The organism is Brevibacillus nigriterrae (assembly GCF_049846925.1).
Lineage (GTDB): Bacteria > Bacillota > Bacilli > Brevibacillales > Brevibacillaceae > Brevibacillus_H.
In genome coordinates this window covers 83148-101607 of sequence record NZ_JBNCMT010000013.1, presented here as the reverse complement: position 1 = coordinate 101607, position 18460 = coordinate 83148, and the positions used below count along the sequence as shown (strand labels likewise).

The 18460-nt window shown below is 47.5% G+C and carries 17 protein-coding genes and 1 riboswitch; of the genes, 3 read left to right on the top strand and 14 right to left on the bottom strand.

The window, feature by feature from the left end:
• Positions 1–7: 7 nt before the first annotated feature.
• The 12 genes from cbiB to ACPW7N_RS11850 all read right to left on the bottom strand — a co-directional run bounded on the left by cbiB (position 8) and on the right by ACPW7N_RS11850 (position 13895).
• Positions 8–967 carry an adenosylcobinamide-phosphate synthase CbiB gene (gene cbiB, locus ACPW7N_RS11905; RefSeq protein WP_425651300.1) on the bottom strand — a complete coding sequence of 320 codons (960 nt, stop codon included), beginning with the start codon at positions 965–967 and terminating at the stop codon, positions 8–10.
• Between the two features lie 124 nt (positions 968–1091).
• Positions 1092–1802, bottom strand: a complete 711-nt coding sequence (locus tag ACPW7N_RS11900) for an adenosylcobinamide amidohydrolase (RefSeq protein WP_425651299.1) — start codon at positions 1800–1802, stop codon at positions 1092–1094.
• Positions 1783–2412: a histidine phosphatase family protein gene (locus ACPW7N_RS11895; RefSeq protein WP_425651298.1), complete on the bottom strand. Its 630-nt coding sequence runs from the start codon at positions 2410–2412 to the stop codon at positions 1783–1785. Before ACPW7N_RS11895 ends, ACPW7N_RS11900 begins: the two co-directional genes overlap by 20 nt.
• Positions 2409–3152 (bottom strand): adenosylcobinamide-GDP ribazoletransferase, encoded by a 744-nt coding sequence (gene cobS / locus ACPW7N_RS11890; RefSeq protein ID WP_425651297.1) that lies wholly within the window; start codon positions 3150–3152, stop codon positions 2409–2411. The genes ACPW7N_RS11895 and cobS overlap by 4 nt, the downstream gene beginning before the upstream one ends.
• On the bottom strand, positions 3149–3703 hold the full coding sequence (locus ACPW7N_RS11885) for a bifunctional adenosylcobinamide kinase/adenosylcobinamide-phosphate guanylyltransferase (RefSeq protein WP_425651296.1): 555 nt from the start codon (positions 3701–3703) through the stop codon (positions 3149–3151). The genes cobS and ACPW7N_RS11885 overlap by 4 nt, the downstream gene beginning before the upstream one ends.
• Positions 3704–4843, bottom strand: coding sequence for a threonine-phosphate decarboxylase CobD (gene cobD, locus ACPW7N_RS11880; protein WP_425651295.1), 1140 nt, complete (start codon positions 4841–4843; stop codon positions 3704–3706).
• Positions 4843–5403 (bottom strand): cob(I)yrinic acid a,c-diamide adenosyltransferase, encoded by a 561-nt coding sequence (gene cobO, locus ACPW7N_RS11875; RefSeq protein WP_425651327.1) that lies wholly within the window; start codon positions 5401–5403, stop codon positions 4843–4845. The genes cobD and cobO overlap by 1 nt, the downstream gene beginning before the upstream one ends.
• Positions 5404–5496: 93 nt before the next feature.
• Positions 5497–5696: riboswitch (cobalamin riboswitch) on the bottom strand.
• Positions 5697–5787: 91 nt separating this feature from the next.
• Positions 5788–7056, bottom strand: coding sequence for a sensor histidine kinase (locus tag ACPW7N_RS11870; protein ID WP_425651294.1), 1269 nt, complete (start codon positions 7054–7056; stop codon positions 5788–5790).
• A complete protein-coding gene (locus ACPW7N_RS11865; protein ID WP_425651293.1) occupies positions 7049–7735 on the bottom strand; it encodes a response regulator transcription factor in 687 nt (228 codons plus the stop codon). The genes ACPW7N_RS11870 and ACPW7N_RS11865 overlap by 8 nt, the downstream gene beginning before the upstream one ends.
• A 30-nt stretch (positions 7736–7765) precedes the next feature.
• Positions 7766–10954: an efflux RND transporter permease subunit gene (locus ACPW7N_RS11860; protein ID WP_425651292.1), complete on the bottom strand. Its 3189-nt coding sequence runs from the start codon at positions 10952–10954 to the stop codon at positions 7766–7768.
• Between the two features lie 9 nt (positions 10955–10963).
• A complete protein-coding gene (locus ACPW7N_RS11855) occupies positions 10964–12373 on the bottom strand; it encodes an efflux RND transporter periplasmic adaptor subunit (protein ID WP_425651291.1) in 1410 nt (469 codons plus the stop codon).
• A 436-nt stretch (positions 12374–12809) separates the two neighbouring features.
• Positions 12810–13895 carry a hypothetical protein gene (locus ACPW7N_RS11850; protein WP_425651290.1) on the bottom strand — a complete coding sequence of 362 codons (1086 nt, stop codon included), beginning with the start codon at positions 13893–13895 and terminating at the stop codon, positions 12810–12812.
• A gap of 188 nt (positions 13896–14083) precedes the next feature.
• Here ACPW7N_RS11850 and ACPW7N_RS11845 point away from each other — a divergent pair, with 188 nt between their 5' ends.
• Positions 14084–14914: a GNAT family N-acetyltransferase gene (locus tag ACPW7N_RS11845; RefSeq protein ID WP_425651289.1), complete on the top strand. Its 831-nt coding sequence runs from the start codon at positions 14084–14086 to the stop codon at positions 14912–14914.
• Here ACPW7N_RS11845 and ACPW7N_RS11840 read toward each other — a convergent pair.
• Together ACPW7N_RS11840 and ACPW7N_RS11835 are read right to left on the bottom strand one after the other, a co-directional pair.
• Positions 14886–15701 carry an alpha/beta fold hydrolase gene (locus ACPW7N_RS11840; protein ID WP_425651288.1) on the bottom strand — a complete coding sequence of 272 codons (816 nt, stop codon included), beginning with the start codon at positions 15699–15701 and terminating at the stop codon, positions 14886–14888. The genes ACPW7N_RS11845 and ACPW7N_RS11840 overlap by 29 nt on opposite strands.
• Positions 15702–15704: 3 nt before the next feature.
• Complete coding sequence (locus ACPW7N_RS11835; protein WP_425651287.1) at positions 15705–16889, bottom strand: MFS transporter; 1185 nt, start codon at positions 16887–16889, stop codon at positions 15705–15707.
• Between the two features lie 101 nt (positions 16890–16990).
• Between ACPW7N_RS11835 and ACPW7N_RS11830 the strand changes: the two genes are divergently transcribed.
• Positions 16991–17551 carry a bifunctional transcriptional activator/DNA repair enzyme AdaA gene (locus ACPW7N_RS11830; RefSeq protein WP_425651286.1) on the top strand — a complete coding sequence of 187 codons (561 nt, stop codon included), beginning with the start codon at positions 16991–16993 and terminating at the stop codon, positions 17549–17551.
• Positions 17552–17553: 2 nt separating this feature from the next.
• The gene (locus ACPW7N_RS11825; RefSeq protein WP_425651285.1) at positions 17554–18459 is read left to right on the top strand and encodes a DMT family transporter; all 906 of its coding nucleotides are present in this window, start codon (positions 17554–17556) and stop codon (positions 18457–18459) included.
• Position 18460: the final 1 nt, after the last annotated feature.

The following is an 18460-nucleotide window of genomic DNA, read 5'->3' as shown; positions in this document are numbered from 1 at the left end:
TATTCAGTTAGATAGAGTTTCTGAACAGCATGGCACAGATAAAAAATGCAACTGCCAGAATCGAAACCAGTTTCATCAGCTCAACGGTCACACCTATATCATTTACCTGCAAGCTGCGATGAGGATCGCCCATCTGCGCTCGAAAGGAAGCGACTCCCTTGTAGTAGTTCAGGCCACCTAATTGGATTCCCAACGCACCTGCTACACCTGCCTCAGGAATTCCGCTATTTGGACTGGGATGCAGCTTGGCATCTCGCAAAATCATGCTCCAGCAAGCTCGCCAGTTTAATCTCTTGATCCCGCATGCCAGTACGAGCAACAGTCCTGTGATCCGTGCGGGCAGGTAATTCAGCAGATCATCCAATCGTGCAGATGCCCATCCGAGATACAGATAGCGATCATTTTTGTAACCCACCATGGAATCCAGCGTATTGGTTGCCCGATAGAGAAAGGCGAGCGGTGCCCCTCCGATTGCGGCAAAGAATAGCGGCGAGATGATTGCATCGACGATATTTTCAGCCACCGTTTCTACGGCACCCCGGCAAATCTCCGGCTCATCAAGCTGCTCCGTATCTCTGCCGACCACCATGGACAATGATTGTCTCGCCTTCTCCCGATCGTTGTTGACAAGGTGATGATAGATTTGCAATCCAGCCTCAGCCAATCCTTTGGTAGCAAGCGTAGTAGAGATAAGCCAAATCTCCAGCGCTGTCCCAAGCCACGGATGAATCCGGGAGACTCCTTCTAGCAACAACCAGATGACAGCACAACTGCCTCCTGCAATGACGAGTGGAAAAAGCAATCCTGCCCATCGTAGCGAACGGTCGGAATGGGCAAAGGAACGAATCCACTTTTCCAGCATGGTTATTCCATACCCGATCCAAACAACGGGATGTGGGAGCGAGCGAGGATCACCAACGATTCGATCCACGATATAAGCGGCAAGCAGAATACCAGCTTCTTTCATCTTTTCCCCCACGTTACAAGGTTATTTTCGGGCTACACAAAATAGTCATGGACTGTTTTAGTAAAAAACGTCTCGACGTTTTTTATAAATAGGGACATGCTCGCTTGCGGGCTACACAAAATAGTCATGGACTGTTTTGTGTCACAACGGCTTCATAGACGGACTTGTACACCAATCTGCCTATGGCATAGCCAATTGTGGTAGCAGTTCCGGCAAAGGCATGAAATCCTTGATCCAGCCCATGCGGTTGTGAAGCTAGCACGATGGCATCACTAGTTGTTCCTGTTGCAATTCCGCCTTTGCGGTCAACAATCTGTAAATCTTGCAGTGCGGCACATTTTGCCTCAGTTGCCGTCATGATGCCATTCACCATTGCCGCTGGTGTCAATGTGGCATCAATGAATACAAAAACATTGATAGTACCCGCTTGATAGGCTGAAAAAGTTTCTCTCTTCAGTCCGGCACGTGCACTATTCCCCGTACCTGCTGTGGCACAAGCGATCATTCGGAAATGGTCGCCTTCCTTGGCGTGGAAGGAAGCATGAGAAAGCTTGGCGGCAGTAAGCAATCCAACACTCTTTTCTACTGGATACCCTCGCCCGTCTATAAACTCTTTCATCATTTCCATTGGATCATCACAGTTGAAATCCAGTGGAACACTCCCGTTGATAAAGTGGGTGGCTTCACAGGTTCCACCTCTCCAAAGAGCACTGCTGACCGTGTTCATTGCTCTTTCACTTTGCATCACAAGATGATCTTCCTTGGAAAAAAACTGAAGTTCCGGCCAAATCACTGAACGCCAGCTTTCGTTTCCGTTACGAAATGGTTGAGTCATCTGTAGGTTCGTTCCTCCCTTCAAGTAGAGAAACGCATAACCATCCATCTCCGTTCTGCTCTACAGCCATCGCCTGACCGTGCCTCAATCCAGCTACTTGCCAGAAACGGGAGTGATCTTTCTCCATCCATTTACTCTGAAACCAGCGAATGACGCCGCCATGGCTAACAATCAAAATCGTAGCATCATTCGGACAGATCGTAAGTAACCAATTCAACCATTGATCGATTCGCTCCCCAAACTGAGCCAAAGTCTCTCCGTCCGGCGGTGCATGATCAAACGGATTATCGTACCATTTGTTTGCCGCTTCCGGGTTTTCTTGCATAATTTCATCGTATGTATTACCTTCCCACTCGCCGAACGATATTTCTCTCAGTGAAGCAGTGATTTTGGGCTTAATCTCCCATGTTCTCTTCAAAACCTCTGATGTCTCGACACACCGCCTCAGGTCACTGGTGAAAAGAGCAGTTGGCGATTCATCGGCAAGCAGCCTTCTCAACTGGTTGATTTGTCGTACGCCTGTCTCATTCAAGGAAGGATCCAGATGGCCAACATATCTCCCCGCCCGATTGGCGTCTGTTTCACCATGTCGCACCCAAATCAGTCTCACACAAACCATCTCCCTGTGCCAACAATACTGAGCAAGGCAATCGTTTCACACCATTCAATACAAGCACCATAACAATCGCCCGTGAGTCCGCCCAATTTGCGAGCAATGTGAGAGCAAAGCCAAAATCCACCAATCGCCGTTATTGCAATTACCAGTAATGCCTGAGCACCGCCAATCAACCATCCGAGGATGACTGTCAGCAGTACGCCTAAGAACAAATACTTCCCTTGCAGCCCGCCTCGCATCCCACTTCCTAGGCCAGCTTTTGAGGCATACGGCCAGATCTGAATGGCGAACAGTACAAACGTACGAGCACAAACGGGAATGAGGATCAACCACATGCCATGATAGATTCCCTGAAGCTCATAAAGGGCGGAACCTTTTACCATCAAGAGCATCAGTACGGCCAGAACTCCCATCGCCCCGACACGGCTGTCCTTCATAATTTCGAGCATTTTATCTCGCTCTCGATTGCTGCCTAACCCGTCAGCAAGATCCATCCACCCGTCCAGATGGAGGCCCCCCGTAATATAGATCCAGAATACGAGCGTGAGCACCGTGGACAACTGAGAGGAAAACCACATTTCTGTCAATGTGTGAATCCCCATCAACAAACCGCCAATCACGAGGCCCACGAGCGGATAATAGTTTACACTTTTACCCCAATCCTCTTCCGAATAGTTATGGGTGGGAATCGGGACTCTCGTGAAGAAAGACAGGGCAAGCAGAAATGGCTTCATCCTTTGATCCTCCTGGGAATTCCGCAGAAGACCACATACACAGATTCAGCCTGACTGGCCAGCAATTGATTGGCTTCGCCCAACAAATCCGCATACCAGCGCCCCAGAGATGAGAGTGCTACTCCGCCCAGTCCTACCTCATTGGTAACAACCAGGTACGTCCGTTTGTCTTCGTTCATTGCCTGTACCCATTGCTGAATGGAAAGCAAAATCTGTTGCTGAATCTCCTGGTCGTACATCTTCTCCTCCGGGATCTGAATCAAACGGTTGCTGATCCAATTCGAGAGGCAGTCTACAAGCACGACCTCATAAGCTGGAGAAGAAACGAACATTTCTTCCAGGTGATTGGAAATCTCCAGCAACCCCCAATCAGCAGGACGACGGATTTGATGAAGCTGGATGCGGTGAGCCATTTCACTGTCCCAGGCTTTGCCTGTAGCCACGTACAACACTTTGCCAGTGGATGGTTCCAAAACCAGTTCATGAGCCAACTCTTCGGCAATTCTGCTCTTCCCTGACCGTACTCCTCCTGTGATAACGACAATACTCACTTACTCCCCCCGCCTCTCAGCCGTGTCTTTATCTTTGATTGAATCCTTGACCGTATCCCTGACTTCTATCATGGCAGCAAGCAGTTGTTCATTTTCTTCTCTCGTTCTTACCGCAATGCGAAAATGATAAGGCGATAATCCAGGATACATCGAGCAGTTACGGATCAGTATCCCTTTGTATCCCGTTTTTTGCTGAAGTTCATCTGCCGTGATTTCATCGGTGCAGCGAACCAAGAGATAATTGGCCTCACTGGGCATCACGCTCCAGCCAAGCTTTCGTTGCAATTGCTCAACAAGAAAAGCTCTCTCTGTCCGAATCAACTGACGTGTCTCTTGCTCATAATGCTCTTCTTTGACACACTGTTCTCCTGCAAGCAATGCCAATCCGTTGACACTCCACGTCACCTGTTTTTGTTTCATTCGATCGATCAACGCAGGATGGGCAATCGTATAGCCCAATCGCAAACCCGGTATCGCAAACATTTTGGTAAGCGAACGAATCAGCATGACTCGAGGAAACCGTTCCAGCTCATCCAGCAACGTAAGCTTGGAGCCATCCTCCACAAAGTGCAGGAATGCTTCATCCACTGCCAGATAAGTATTCGTGTGATCACACCACTTTGCCATCTCAATCAATTCATCTTTCGAATAAACCGTCCCTGTGGGGTTGTTCGGGCTGCCGATGAACACCAGATCTGTCTCTACAAATAATGGATACAGTTCATCTTTCCTCGCTTTGAAGCGCTCGACTTCCTTTGTATAACAGGCGATAATCTCAGCACCAAATTGTTTCGCCAACGTCTCGTATTCAGAGAAACAAGGATAAACGACCCCTACTTTCCTCGGCGCAAGTGCCAGAATCGCAAGTGCCATGCACTCGGCAGCACCGTTGCCTGGCAGTATCCACGCATCTGAAATCTGAAGCTTGTCGGCCAGTACTCTCCGAAATGAGCGATGCCCTGGATCAGGGTAGTGAACGATGGCCGTTAACCCTTCACGGATACTCTGCAAAATAGAATCCGGCGGCCCGAGCGGATTAATATTGGCGCTAAAATCCAGCATCTTCTCTCGCAAAATCCCAAAATGAGCTTCCGCAGTAACCAGGTCCCCGCCATGTCCGAATTGCTCCAATTGGCTCATCAGTATTCAATCCCCCGTACGGCTGGAATTCCTTCGTCATAGTAATGTCTGATTGCTTTCATTTCCGTAACCAGATCAGCCACAGCCATTAGTTCAGGGTGAGCATTGCGTCCCGTAATGACGAGATGCAATTGACGGGGGCGAGTACGGATCAACTCCATTACTTCTGCAAAGGGCAGGACATCTTCAATAGGAAACCGATTGATCGCAAGCGCATTATTCAATTCGTCAAGAATAATCAGGTCATAACTGCCGCTTTGAACCTTTTCCTTGGTTAAAGCCCACGCACTTTTCAAAGCTTCTCGATGTTCTTCCGGGGTTTTGGTCCAGGTAAAGCCTGCTCCCATCTGATGAATTTCTACGCCCAACTTCTCCAGCGTCAATTTTTCACCATACGTCCGCTCTGGCGACTTGATAAACTGAATCATCAGTACATTCAACCCTTGCCCAATCGCCCGAACAATCAATCCCAATGCAGCCGTTGTTTTCCCTTTTCCTTCTCCCGTATGGACAAGAAGCAGCCCTCTTTCTTTCGTTTTCACGCCTCTCCCCCCAAACATCCACAATAAAAAACGCTTTGACTCCCATCGGAATCAAAGCGTAAGCAGCAAGTATCAAGCGTCTGCAGACCTTTCCTTTAACCCGAAGGAATAGAAGTCGTATCCATTCAGGCAGGTCTCCTGGCTCAAGGATCATCGTTTTACTCCCCCTTCCCGTCTCGAACAGACAGTGGGCGCTGAAAGCAGTGAAGCAAAACTCCCCTTTTACAGTGGCGGGACCGCGTTGGTTTTTCACCAAACTTCCCTTTTAACCTCACGTACACTTCGTGAGGACCTGATTGCATTCGATATTCAATTGTTCATGATCTGCAAAACTATATCTCTAATCATAACAAAGTACGAAGAGGAATCAAGCACTATTTCGGTAGGTGTGTGCAAATGCCGTTATCCCTTGCCTTTGACAGGAAGTGTGACAAAAAAGGTAGCCCCTGCTCCTTCTTCGCTTTCTACACGAATTTTGCCTCCATGTGATTCCACGATCCACTTGGCGATCGACAGGCCCAAGCCCGTTCCTTCTACTGTTCGAGACCTCATTTTGTCTCCCTGGAAGAATCGGTCAAACACAAAGGGGATATCTTCCTTAGCAATGCCAATTCCCTGATCACTGACTGATACTGTCACCCAATTTCCGTCTCTTCGGCACTCAACCGTAATGAGCCCGTGATCGAGTGAATATTTCAACGCATTATCCAGCAAGATGACCAGCAACTGCCGGACTCGCTCCTCATCAGCCACGATTTCAACCACTGGTTCCAGCTTGGTTTCGATTTGAATTTGCTTGAGCGTGGCCAATTGGCGAAAGGATTGTACACTGGAAGTAATCAGCTCATCGACAAACAGTTTCTTTTTGATCAGTTGCACCTCGTCTGAGTCCGAGCGGGCAAGTGTCAAAAGATCAGAAACCAGTTTATTCAGCCTTCTCGTCTCCTGAATTCCGACGACGATATTCTCGCTTTCCTGTTCAATCGTATGGTCAGGATTGCGAAAAAGCCGTTCGAGGTGAATCTGGATAACTGACAATGGTGTACGCAATTCATGGGAAGCATCTGCGACGAACTGCTGCTGTTTCTCCCATGCTGACTGAATCGGAATCAATGCTCTCTTGGCAAGGAACAGCCCAATAATGACCGCAATGAGTATGCTGATGGCACTGCCAATTCCAATCACCTGAAGCAGACTGCCGAGCATCTCCTCTTCCGGTTCAAGATTATAGACAAGCTGAACCGTACGAAGCTCTTTGAACGGGCCTTGGGCAGGATTTCTTGCTGCTTCGATATTCAATGTGTACACCCGGCAAGGCTGCCCATTTACGGTGACTGTAGCCAAGCCTTCCATCTCGGTGAACTGTAGCAACGGGTCAATATCTGACCTCTCCACCATGTTATTGTCCGTGCTGGCAATCAATTGGCCCTTGTCTTTCCAAAACAGAGTAATGATTCGATGGTCAGGAGCGATCAGTCGCCTTTTCTCGCCTTTTGGAAAAAAGATCTTCGTCTCTCGCATATGCTTAGCAATTTGCTGCAATTTCATATCCACCTGAGAGTACAACGTAAATTTCATGGAAAAATAAACGGCGCTCCCCAGTGCATTCAGCAGCAAAACCAGGACGATTGCATTAAACAGCACCAGACGGATACGAGTCTTTCTAAACATGCTCTTTTTTCTCCTTCAGCATATACCCAACATTGCGTATCGTCCGAATATAGTTTCCACAACCGAGGTCAGACAGCTTTTTTCGCAAGTAATGCACATACACCTCAACAATGCCATAATTCGCTTCCGAGTCGATTCCCCATACTCGATCAAAGATTTGCTCTCTGGTTAAAATTTGTTCCCGATTGTACAGAAAGTATTTCAACAGTTCATACTCTTTGCTGGTCAGCTTCAAGGGAGTCTCATCGACATACCCGTCATACTCTTTTTCCTTCAGCTTGATCGGTCCGTATGACAAATCGCCTTCGATACCCATTTTGCCATTGCGGCGCAACAACGCCCTGACTCTTGCCAGCAGCTCTTCCACCGCAAAGGGCTTGACCAGATAATCATCTGCTCCTGCATCAAGACCTTTCACTCGAGCATCCACGCTGTCTTTGGCTGTCAAGAACAAGACAGGGGTGCGAATTCCGTCGGCACGCAGCTTCTTTACCAAGGATAGGCCATTCAATCCTGGCATCATAATGTCCAGGAGAAGCATGTCATAAATGCCTTTTTCAGCGAGATAAAGGCCCTCGTCACCACGTTCAGCGGTATCAACCGCATAGCCTTCCTCACGCAAAAGGTCAGATATGGCATGGAGCAGAGATACCTCATCCTCTACAGCAAGAATACGCACAACCATTCACACCCTCGGTTCATTTTTACTCTACTTTTCTATCGTAACTGATTTTGTTTTGCGAAAGGAAAAAAGATTTGTCACTTTTCGCAGACGAATCGAGAAGTCATCCAAAATGCTGTACACAACCGGAATGACGACCAGTGTGAGCAAGGTGGAGAACAATAGTCCGCCAATAACGACCGTCGCCATTGGAGCTTGACTCTCTCCCCCTTCTCCCAGACCAATTGCCAAAGGCAGCAAACCGAGTACGGTACACAGTGTCGTCATCAGGATCGGGCGCAAACGAACAGGCCCCGCTGTCAGCAATGCTTCTGTACGATCTACTCCCTGTCTGCGCAGGATGTTGGTGAAGTCAATCAGTACGATGGCATTCCGCACAACAATCCCCGCCAAAAGAATGATACCGATGAAAGCCGGAACACTCAACGGCCTGCCTGTAATAAACAGACTGAAGCTGGCACCGAAGAATGAGAGTGGAACCGACAACATGATGGATAGCGGATAAATTAGTGATTCGAACTGTGCCGCCAGGATGATATAAACCAAAATGATCGCCAGTCCAAAAGCGAGCAGCATACCACTTTGTGATTCCTGCAATTGCTGGTTTTGGCCCTGAGCCTCAATGACATAACCCGGTGGCAGTGGGAAAGTCCGTACCAGTTGATCAATTTCTTGGGAAACGCTGCCCAAGTCCTGGCCAGGCGCCAGCATAGCAGTTACATTGACAACTCTTGCCTGATTAAATCGTTGAATGGTTTGCGGGCCGTTGGCAATTTTGACTTCAGCCACATCCTTGACAAGTACCCTCTCCCCTTGAGAATTGAACAGGGACAGATTCCTGATATCATCCATTGTAGCTGCACTTTTGTTGGTAAGCGTGATGGTAACATCGGTCTCTCGTCCACCCGTTTCGTAGCGAGTTGCCACCTGATCATTGAGCGCCGTCTGTACCGTGCTCGATACCATGGACTGCGTAATGCCCAGCTCAGCCGCTTTCACCCGATCAAGCGAGACCTGAATTTCCGGACGAGAATCCTCCAGTGTATTGTCGGCTTCCCGTACCCCTTTCAACTGACTGATTTCATCTGTCAGTCTTTCCGCCACTTCTTTTAATGTCGCTTGATCGTTTCCACGCAGCGCATAGGAGATCGGCGAGTTTCCTCCCCCGCTGTTTTGCCCACCGCCGCCTAATCCTGGCAGTGTCGCTCCTCCCGCTTCACTTACCCGCAGACGAGCGCCCGGGAATCGGTTCAGTTTATTGCGGATCTCTTCTACAATTTCTGCTGTGCTGCGCTTGCGTTTTGATGCATCCTCCAGCAATAAAAGAAAGGAAGCAGATGAGCTGGATGCATTCCCGAACCGGGTTGCATTGGCACTTCCGAGACTGGAGTAAATCGTCTCCACCTCTGGAACTTCACTTACAATCGTTTGTGCCTGGGTCATGACTTCTCTTGTTTTCTCCAGTTCTGTTCCTGTTGGCAAGGTAATCGAGACATTTACTTGTCCCTGATCGGATGATGGCATCATTTCCATCCCCAGGAGCGGAACGAGAGCAATACTGGCAACCAACGAAACAATGGCAATGAGGATGGTTGTTTTCCGATGACCGAGAGACCAACCAAGAATTCGGCGATAAACAGCAATCCATCTCGGCTCATTCTTGTTTACTGGTGCATCTGTTGATTGAAGTGCTTGAGTTTCGGATGTCATTTGAACATCAAAGGTTTCGCTCGCTGAAGGTTTCTTTGCTTTCATCAGCTTGGTCGCAAGCATCGGAGTTACGGTTAACGAAACAATCAAGGATGCCAACAGACCGATTGAAACAGTGACGCCCAAGTCTTTAAACAACTGGGCAGTTAAACCTTCTACATAAACAATCGGGAAGAAAACGGCTACGGTTGTCAAAGTGGCTGCAATTACGGGCATCGCCACTTCCTTGGTTCCTTCGACTGCCGCTTCTCTGATTGACAGACCATTCTCCATCCGTCGGTGAATGTTCTCAAGAACTACGATGGCGTCGTCTACGATCATCCCGATACCGAGTGTCAAGCCACCCAAACTCATGACGTTAATGGTCATGTCTGAGAAGAACATGAGTGTAAAGGTAGCAATGACCGAAATCGGAATGGCCAGCGAGATAATCATCGTATTGCTGATACTCTTCAAGAAGAGCAAAATGATCAGAATCGCCAGAACGCCCCCGATTAACGCATCGTGCACCAATGTATTGATCGAAGCCCGAATAAATTGGGACTGGTCAGAAATATTCAGGATGGAGAAGTCGATTGGTGAAGTTGTTTTCAGTTTGTCCAGTTCTGCCTGAATACCATCGACAACAGCAACCGTATTGGAGCCGGATTGCTTCATGATCGAAATGGAGACCGTATTTTGATCGTTCAGCTTGTTCTCAACCGTTACTTCCTTGTATCCTTCCTGGACAAGCGCCAGTTCACTTAAAAATACCTTACCTCCACCTTTAAGCGGAATCGAGACATTGCGGATGTCGTCGATCGAGGCAAACTTGCCGAGTGAACGAACCGTATAGGTCACGCCACCCTCTGTTACCCTTCCACCTGGTGAGTCGATGTTTTGATTGCGAAGTTGCTGGTTAATGTCAGAGAGGGTAATTCCGTACTGATCAATTTTATCGGGATCAATCAAAATTTTGATCTCCCGCTCCAAACCACCTGAAGTCGTAACAGAAGCGACACCGTTCACTCGCTCGATGTACGGAACGATTTGATCATCGACAAATGTCTTCAATTCATCCGGCCCAAGCTTGGATGAGATCGCCATGGTGAGAACGGGTGCGCTGTTCGGGTCAAATTTCATGACAGTCGGCGAATCGACATCGTCTGGTAACTGACGTCTGGCTCGTTCCACTTTTTGCTGGATCTCAGTGATTGCCGCTTCCATATCCATTCCATAGTCAAATTCAACGGTAACCTGCGAAGCTCCCTCTCTTGAAACAGAGCGAACCGATTTGATTCCCGCTACTGTTGCAACTGCTTTTTCAATCGGCTTGGTTACCAAATTCTCTACTTCTTCCGGACCTACTCCCGAATAACTGGCGACAACAGCCACCGTTGGAACCTCGATTTTGGGATACAGGTCAATCGGAATACGGGATAAGGAGATGATCCCCAATATGATCACAATGAGGACTCCCATCATTACCGTAACAGGACGATGAATCGAGCGTTCAGAAATATGCATCACGTTCACCTATCCTTTTTGTCCCGGTTGACTTTGCCCCGGCTGTCCCTGATTTGGCTGACCTTGCCCAGGTTGACCTTGACCTGGTTGCCCCTGGCCCGGTTGACCTTGACCTGGCTGATTTTGCCCTGGTTGACGCTTCCTTTGCTGACCTGCAGGGGCTTGTTCCTTGTTGTTCGGATCGATTACAGTTACATCAGCATCGGCGACAAGCATGTTTTGGCCTTTCACGATGACTTGAGCTCCTGGCTTCAATCCTTTGAGTATCTCAATTTGCTCCCCGTCCGATTCTCCGGCATCTACCTTTACCTGCTTCGCTTTGTTGTCTTCCACCGTGAATACGAAATAGGCTTGTTCCTTGAAAATAACCGCTTCTCTTGGTACAACCAGCGCTTTTCGCTGTTCGCCCTTGGTCTCTGCTGAAGCGATCATGCCAACCCGAATTTTCCCCTCAGTATTCGGGACTTCAATTTCCAATGGATAGGAGCGTGTACTGTCTGCAACCGGGCTGACAGAAATGATTTTTCCTTTTGTTTTGACTCCTACAGCCGATACTTCGATATCAACGGACTGTCCATTTTGGAAGAGTCCAACCTTGCTCTCATCCACTTGTGTTTTTACCTTCATTACCGATGTATCTACAATCTGTGCAACCACTTTTCCATTAGAAACCGTCTCACCAATGGACACAGGCAACGTAGCAATTACCCCGTCGATTGGTGCTTTGATCACCAGATTCTTTGCATTTAAAGAAGAAAGGGAAAGATCTGCTTCTGCTTGCATTACTTGTGCCTTTGCTGCATCGATGGTTGATTGCGTCGGTCCCTTTTGATCCAATTTCAGTTTTTGCTTTTGATTCTCCCATGTTGTCAAGGCACTGCTGACTTGCAATCTCGCATTCTCTACTTCTTCTTGAGAAATGGCTCCTTCAGCAAACAGCTTCTCAGAGCGCTCCAGATCCCGCTTTGCCATGTTGTATTTGTTTTCCAAATCGACTAGCGAGTTTTGCGTCTGTGCTAACGATTCCTCCTGGGTCCCTTTCTTGGCATCCTCGTATCTCGATCTTGCCGACAGGAGCGCCGCCTGCGAACGTTGCAACTGAATCTGGATTTCCTCTCCGTCAAGCTGTACAATCGGTTGACCCGCTTTGACTGGATCGCCAACACGTACAAATACTTTACTGACTTTCCCAGACTGCTTTGCGGGAGCATCTACTTGCTGATTAGCTTCCACACGACCACTGAGTGAAAACGATAATCCGAAATCTTTTTGTTCAGCTGGCTTCACTTCTACTGGTATTGCCCGCATTTGGGCGCCTCTTGCTCTTTGCGTATTGTTTGTCTGGTTGCTTGGCGAACATCCTGCAAGTAAAGAAATAATAATTACGAGTACACCGATTGTTCGAAACGTTCTTGCCATGAACAGAAGCCTCCTTCACCTTCTACGCCAACAAAACGGTCATGACCGTTTTGTTGCCCGCAAGCGGTCACATCCACTTTTATGAAAAACGTCAAGACGTTTTTCACAGAAAATATACACAGTTTTCTCCCATTATCTCATTTGAATCTTAGAAGATTATTAGAGTGAGAAAAACGTTGTCCTTTCAAGGTCTCCCTGACAGCTTGCGCAGGAGTTTAACTGTCCGACTTTCCCTCATCGTCAGGAAGTGGTCAAACACGTCGCTACCTCTTCCGTAACGCTGGTTGCCCACTTTTTTCCCTGACGATGGAGAAAAAGTCTTAGTTGCACTGCCAAAGTCGCTTTGAAAAGGACAAGCGTTTTTCTTGACACGAATGGAAAAGACAGGTGTTCACCACCTGCCTCTCTTGACGTTCCTTTGCTTGATCTTTTGCTCTTATTGCCCTGTCACTATTTTTTCAGTCTTTGGTGTAAACTTCTTCTCGATGAGTTTTTCTATGAATTCTTTCTGCTTTTCTTTTATCGTAGTTGCCTTCTCTTGTGTGATTTTCCCCGCCTTCACGGCTTCGTCAAGCTTGCTCTCAAACTGTTTGGTTAGGAACTGGCTCAACACTTCTTTGGTTACTCCTTGAGCGGCAGCAATTTCCGCCAGTGATTTGCCTGCTTTCAATTCGGTTTGCAGCTTCTCTGCATCGAGTTTGAGCAAGGCAAGCAGTTCGGCGTCATTCCACAAACCGTGTCCTTTGCCCCACCCTTTGCCGATCCCATCGCCTTTCGGGTGCGTGTTGTTCACCATGCTGGTCACACGTTCAGTCATTTTCTCTTTCATTTTTGTTGCCTGTTCTTGGGTCAGCTTGCCGTCTTTCACAGCGGTTTCCAGTTGAGCTTCGTGTTGCTTGACCAACAGTTCAACTACCTTTTCAACAGCAATTCCTTGAGCCTTGGCGATCTCTGCCAGTGACTTGCCTGCCTTCAGCTCTGTTTGCAGCTTTTCTGCGTCCAGTTTGAGCAAATCGAACAACTCTTTGTTATCTTTGAATCCGTGTCCCCACATTTTCACGTCTTTAAAGCCTTTTGGATGAGTATTGTTAACCATATCTGTGATACGCTCAGTCATTTTTTCCTTCATTTGTGTTGCTTGCTCTTGCGTCAGCTTGCCGTCTTTTACAGCGGTTTCCAGTTGAGCTTCATGTTGCTTGACCAGGAGTTCAACTACCTTTTCAACCGCAACGCCTTTTGCTTTGGCGATGTCAGCCAGTGACTTGCCTGCCTGAAACTCAGTTTGCAGTGCTGTTGCATCCAGTGAAAGGAGCGTTAACAGCTCCTGATTCTCCCAAGGAGCCATACCTTTTCCATGGTGAACTCCGTGCATTCCTTTATGTCCTTTGAACATTTCAAACATCTTGGCTGCCTGCTTACCTTCAGTTGCGGACTGTGTTGTCTCTTGTGCAAATACATTGCCTACACTAAATGCCAGTACCAATGCGCCGAGGGTAAGACCTACTTTTGTCTTGCTCCACATTTCAATCCATCCTTTCAGAAAAAAGTTCCAAGTCTGGTGTACAATCTAAGATTACCCTCCGATTCTTAGATTTTCTTTAAAAAAATGTGGAAAGTTGGTGGAAAACCTGGTGAAAGATGCGGTTGATCCCCCTTATAATAAAATGACAGTGATTTCCAATCAATTTCACGAAACAAAAGGGGGCCAACATGAATCTACCAATCTTAACAAACGATTTGGCCAATCAAATAGAACATGCCGATTTCCTTGTCATGCAAGATCGGATGCTTGCGATGCAAGCGAAGTCAGGCAATCCCATTGGAGTTGAAATCAAGCAATTCGGCAATGCAACCGCTCTACTAGCAAAGAATTTGCCAATCAGGGACTTTAATCGAGTCTATGGTTTTACTCCTGAGGACGTGCCATTTCTCGATGAAATCAAAAGCTTCTATCTCGATCAATCGTCCCGAATACCATTTGGAATCGATGTCGTCCCCTCTGCTTGTACGTCAAAAATGCTCGAGCAGCTATCACTGGCTGGATTTCGGCAGACCGACTTTCATACCGCTATGTACGGAATCCCTAACTCGCTCGTTGAGACCTACTCCCCTAGCCAGCCGACTACCTCGGTTACAGTACATGAAGTTTCACCTGTTGAGCTGCCTGTTATTGAGCAAATCTTTATTGATGCGCTTGAGCTGCCTTTCAACGAGCCGTCTGAATTACCTGAGAATCTTGCCTTTTTACATAATCACCCTGACTGGAAGCTGTTTCTTGGCTACGTAAATGAACAGCCAGCGGGGTTTGCCCTGTTCCATCTAAAAGAAAATGTGGCTTCTTTCGCACAAGCAGGCACCAAACCTGAATTCAGAGGCCATGGTCTGCAGACTGCCCTGTTGCAGGCACGCATGCAAGCTGCGATTGATACAGATGCTGCGTTACTGGTAGCGCAAGCGAGTTTCGGAAGCATCTCCTTGCGCAATTTGCAGCGTTTCGGGATGCAAGTCGCATTTACGAAATCGGTGTGGACGTATGTTTAATGCTCTCCAGCCACTCTACAAACAAGGACTGGACCAGCTTTCGCTTCTCGATTTGCAGCATATGTCCAGCCTGATCCAATACGGCGTAAGTAGCATGTGGAAAATAATTCAGTAGTTTCCGTTGATCCTCATAACCACAAATCCAGTCTTGGCGACCCAGGAGGAATAAGGCTGGATTTCCAAAAACCTCATCTTCGCCAAACGGTTCCTGCGAAAAGAAGTAACCATTCTTGCGCCATTCACCTGCTAAAAACACTCGGTTCGCCAGCTCACGCCCCGGTTGAATATCAGCAAGGAAAGCCACCAGGTTGCGTTTGTTTTGGACAACCATCAGCGTATCGAAGGCAGTTGCGACGTCTGAATCGATATCGCAAAGCAAATCCTCATCTTTTTCCAGAATCACTCTTTCTGGCAATGTTCGATCCTTTATATGAATGGCAGGAGCAAGTAGGCACAAACCGTCCACTTGCTCTTTCATTTTGCTAAAAATGCCTTGAGCGATATAGCCGCCGAAAGACTGACCTACTAACGAAAACCGTCTTGTTTTCCCCAGAAGTGACTCCAAAAACTCCACGAAAATGGCAACAAAATCGTCAGAGGTTGTCACATCGAGCCCTAGTCCACTTTTTCCATGTGCGGGCAAGTCTACATAAATACGCTGCCATCCAGTCACTTGTTCGAATATCGGTTCCATCCATCCTTTCATTGCCCGATGATCCGTTGCCAACGGATGAAAAATGACAAGTGGTTTACCTTCCCCGTAAATTTCGTAGTAAATAGGTTCCATTATTTACCTCTTTTCCCTGATCGGTATCAGCACGCCAATGGTACAAATCACAGCAGAAATAGCAAAGACAGGACTCATACCCATCGTAGCGATCCCGGCAAAAATGGTTAACATCAAAAGATCAAAAACTGAATCACCGATGGAGAGCAATGACAAGGTGGTCGCTCGGCTTTCAGACGGGATATATTCATTGGTCATTTGTGAGAAGACAGGATAGCGAATCACTCGGGTCATGCGCACGACCAAAAAAACAATCGTCGCAAAGACCAATGTCTGACCAAAGGCAAAACTGGCAATGCCTAGGGCAATGACAGCAGCCAATCCAGACAGACGCATGATGGAAATATTCGATACTCGTTTTTGCAATCGTCCGATATTTTGCGAAATCAACAGTCCCATCAGCGCCATTCCCGCATAAAACACGCCCAGCCACGCAACAGGTAATCCCGCTTGTGTCAAATAAGGCTGCTCCACCTTGCCAAAGATGACAAACGACGGAATGAAGACAATCGTAAAATTCAAAAACAGCTTGATAATATCAGGAGTTTGGCGAATCAGATTCAACCCGTTTTTCACGTGGGTGAACGGATTCTCCCTGAATTTCCCGAAGTCTCTTGGATTGCTGACTTTCATGAGAATGAACAATTGCACGAGTTGAAAGCAAATGGTCAACAGGATCAAACTGATAAACTGCCATTCCTGCAAGTCCTTTGCAAAGTAGGCACCGAATATAAAGGTAAAAATCATCGGGATGTAGGTAGCTGAACTGATTTTTCCCAGCACTTCACCCATGCGTGACTCTCCCTTGTTTTCTTTCAACGATTCATAGATCAGCGCTTCTTCTGCACCCGAGAAAAAGGTAACAGATGCACCCCAGAGAATATTGAAAATCATGAGCATCAGAAAATCATGGGCAAAAATGAGCAGAATATTACTGGTAATATTGAGCGCACAGCCAAATATAAATGATGCCTTGGGGCCGAACCGATCAGCAAACGCCCCCGTCGGCACTTCAAACAGGAGAACTGCCGAGCACCAGGCAAAGGTAACCCAAAAGACTGATGAAGGATCCAGGCCTCGCTGCATATAGAACAGCACCATGATTGGCTCAAGGAAAGTAACACTGCCGAACAGCGTTGCCCAAAATAACAATTTTACATTGCGATTGCTGCTTACATACATGTTCATTTATGTACTCCTTCACGATTGATGAGAAAATTACAAAGCAAGATTTCGAATGAAAGCAACCGGCTCCTCATGGTACAAAAAGAAGAGAAGGAGGGTTTGATATGAGCGTTCAGGAAGACATAATGTGGCAAGCGGTTCAGACCTCTGATCCAAGCTATGACGGCAAATTCTTTTATGCGGTGAAAACCACCAGAATTTTTTGCCGACCATCCTGTAAATCCAAAGTACCCATTCGAGAAAACGTCCAATACTATCCGCTCTTTACGATGGCGTTAAGCGACGGGTTCCGTCCTTGCAAACGATGCAGACCTGATTTATTGGAAGCACCAAATGAAGAAGACATCGTTCAATCGGCACTGACTTATTTGCAAAACAAGTATTCTGCCCCTATTCCTTTAGACCAGCTTGCTATGGAAGTGGGAATGAGCAAATATCACTTGCAGCGCACATTCAAAAAAGTGGTTGGATTAACTCCCATGGAATACGTGACAAAACTTCGGATCGACAAGGCCCTTTCCCTATTAAAGGATGCTGATTTATCCATCACCGAAATCGGGCATGAAGTAGGCTACCAAAGCTCATCGTATTTCTCAGAACTGTTTCATAGACAAATCGGATGTACACCCATGGATTACCGACGTCAATTTCGCAAGGGTGAATAGCCATGAAAAGCAAAGATGTTCTTGCCTTGTTCGGACTAGCCGCTTTATGGGGAGCATCCTTCCTGTTTATTCGGATCGCTTCGCCTGTCATCGGCCCGTTTCTCACCATCCAGGGCAGGGTATCCATAGCCGGCTTCGTCTTGCTCCTAATCATCTGGATGACCAAACAATCGGCAGGTTTCAGAGCTCGTTGGAAACAATACCTGATCATCGGAGCACTGAACGCTGCGATTCCGTTCACACTCATTGCCTTTGCAGCATTGCATTTGAACGCATCCCTCAGTGCCATTCTTAATTCGATGACGCCACTGTTTACGGCATTGGTTGCATGGCTTTGGCTGAAAGAACGGCTGACACCTCGCAAATGGATCGGGATTGCGCTCGGCATGATTGGCGTGATCGTCCTCGTCGGCTGGAGCCGAGTTCCGTTTACCCAGGAAGTGTTCCTGTCCATAGGTCTGTGTACGTTATCTACGATTTCTTACAGCTTTGCTGGCGTTTATGCCAAAAAAGCATTCGTCGGAGTACCTGCACTTTCCGTTGCGATGGGGCAACAAATGGGGGCAGCAGCTCTGCTCTTTCCGCTGACAATCATGTTTCTTCCTGCTGCTGCTGCCCCAGTTCCGTCTCTCGTAATTTATTCCGTGCTTGGACTTGCTCTTCTGTGTACGGCAATTGCCTATCTCTTGTACTTCTACTTGATTGCGAATGTCGGGCCAACCAAAACACTAAGTGTGACCTTTCTGATTCCCTTGTTCGGCATGCTGTGGGGCGTCATCTTCTTGCAAGAGCCAATCACGAGTGGCATGATCGCAGGCCTTGCCATTATCCTCTGCAGTATCTTATTTATCTCCGATATTCCCCTGCACCTGGAACGGAGCGAAAGGCAGAAGGTTGCTGGTCATTGAC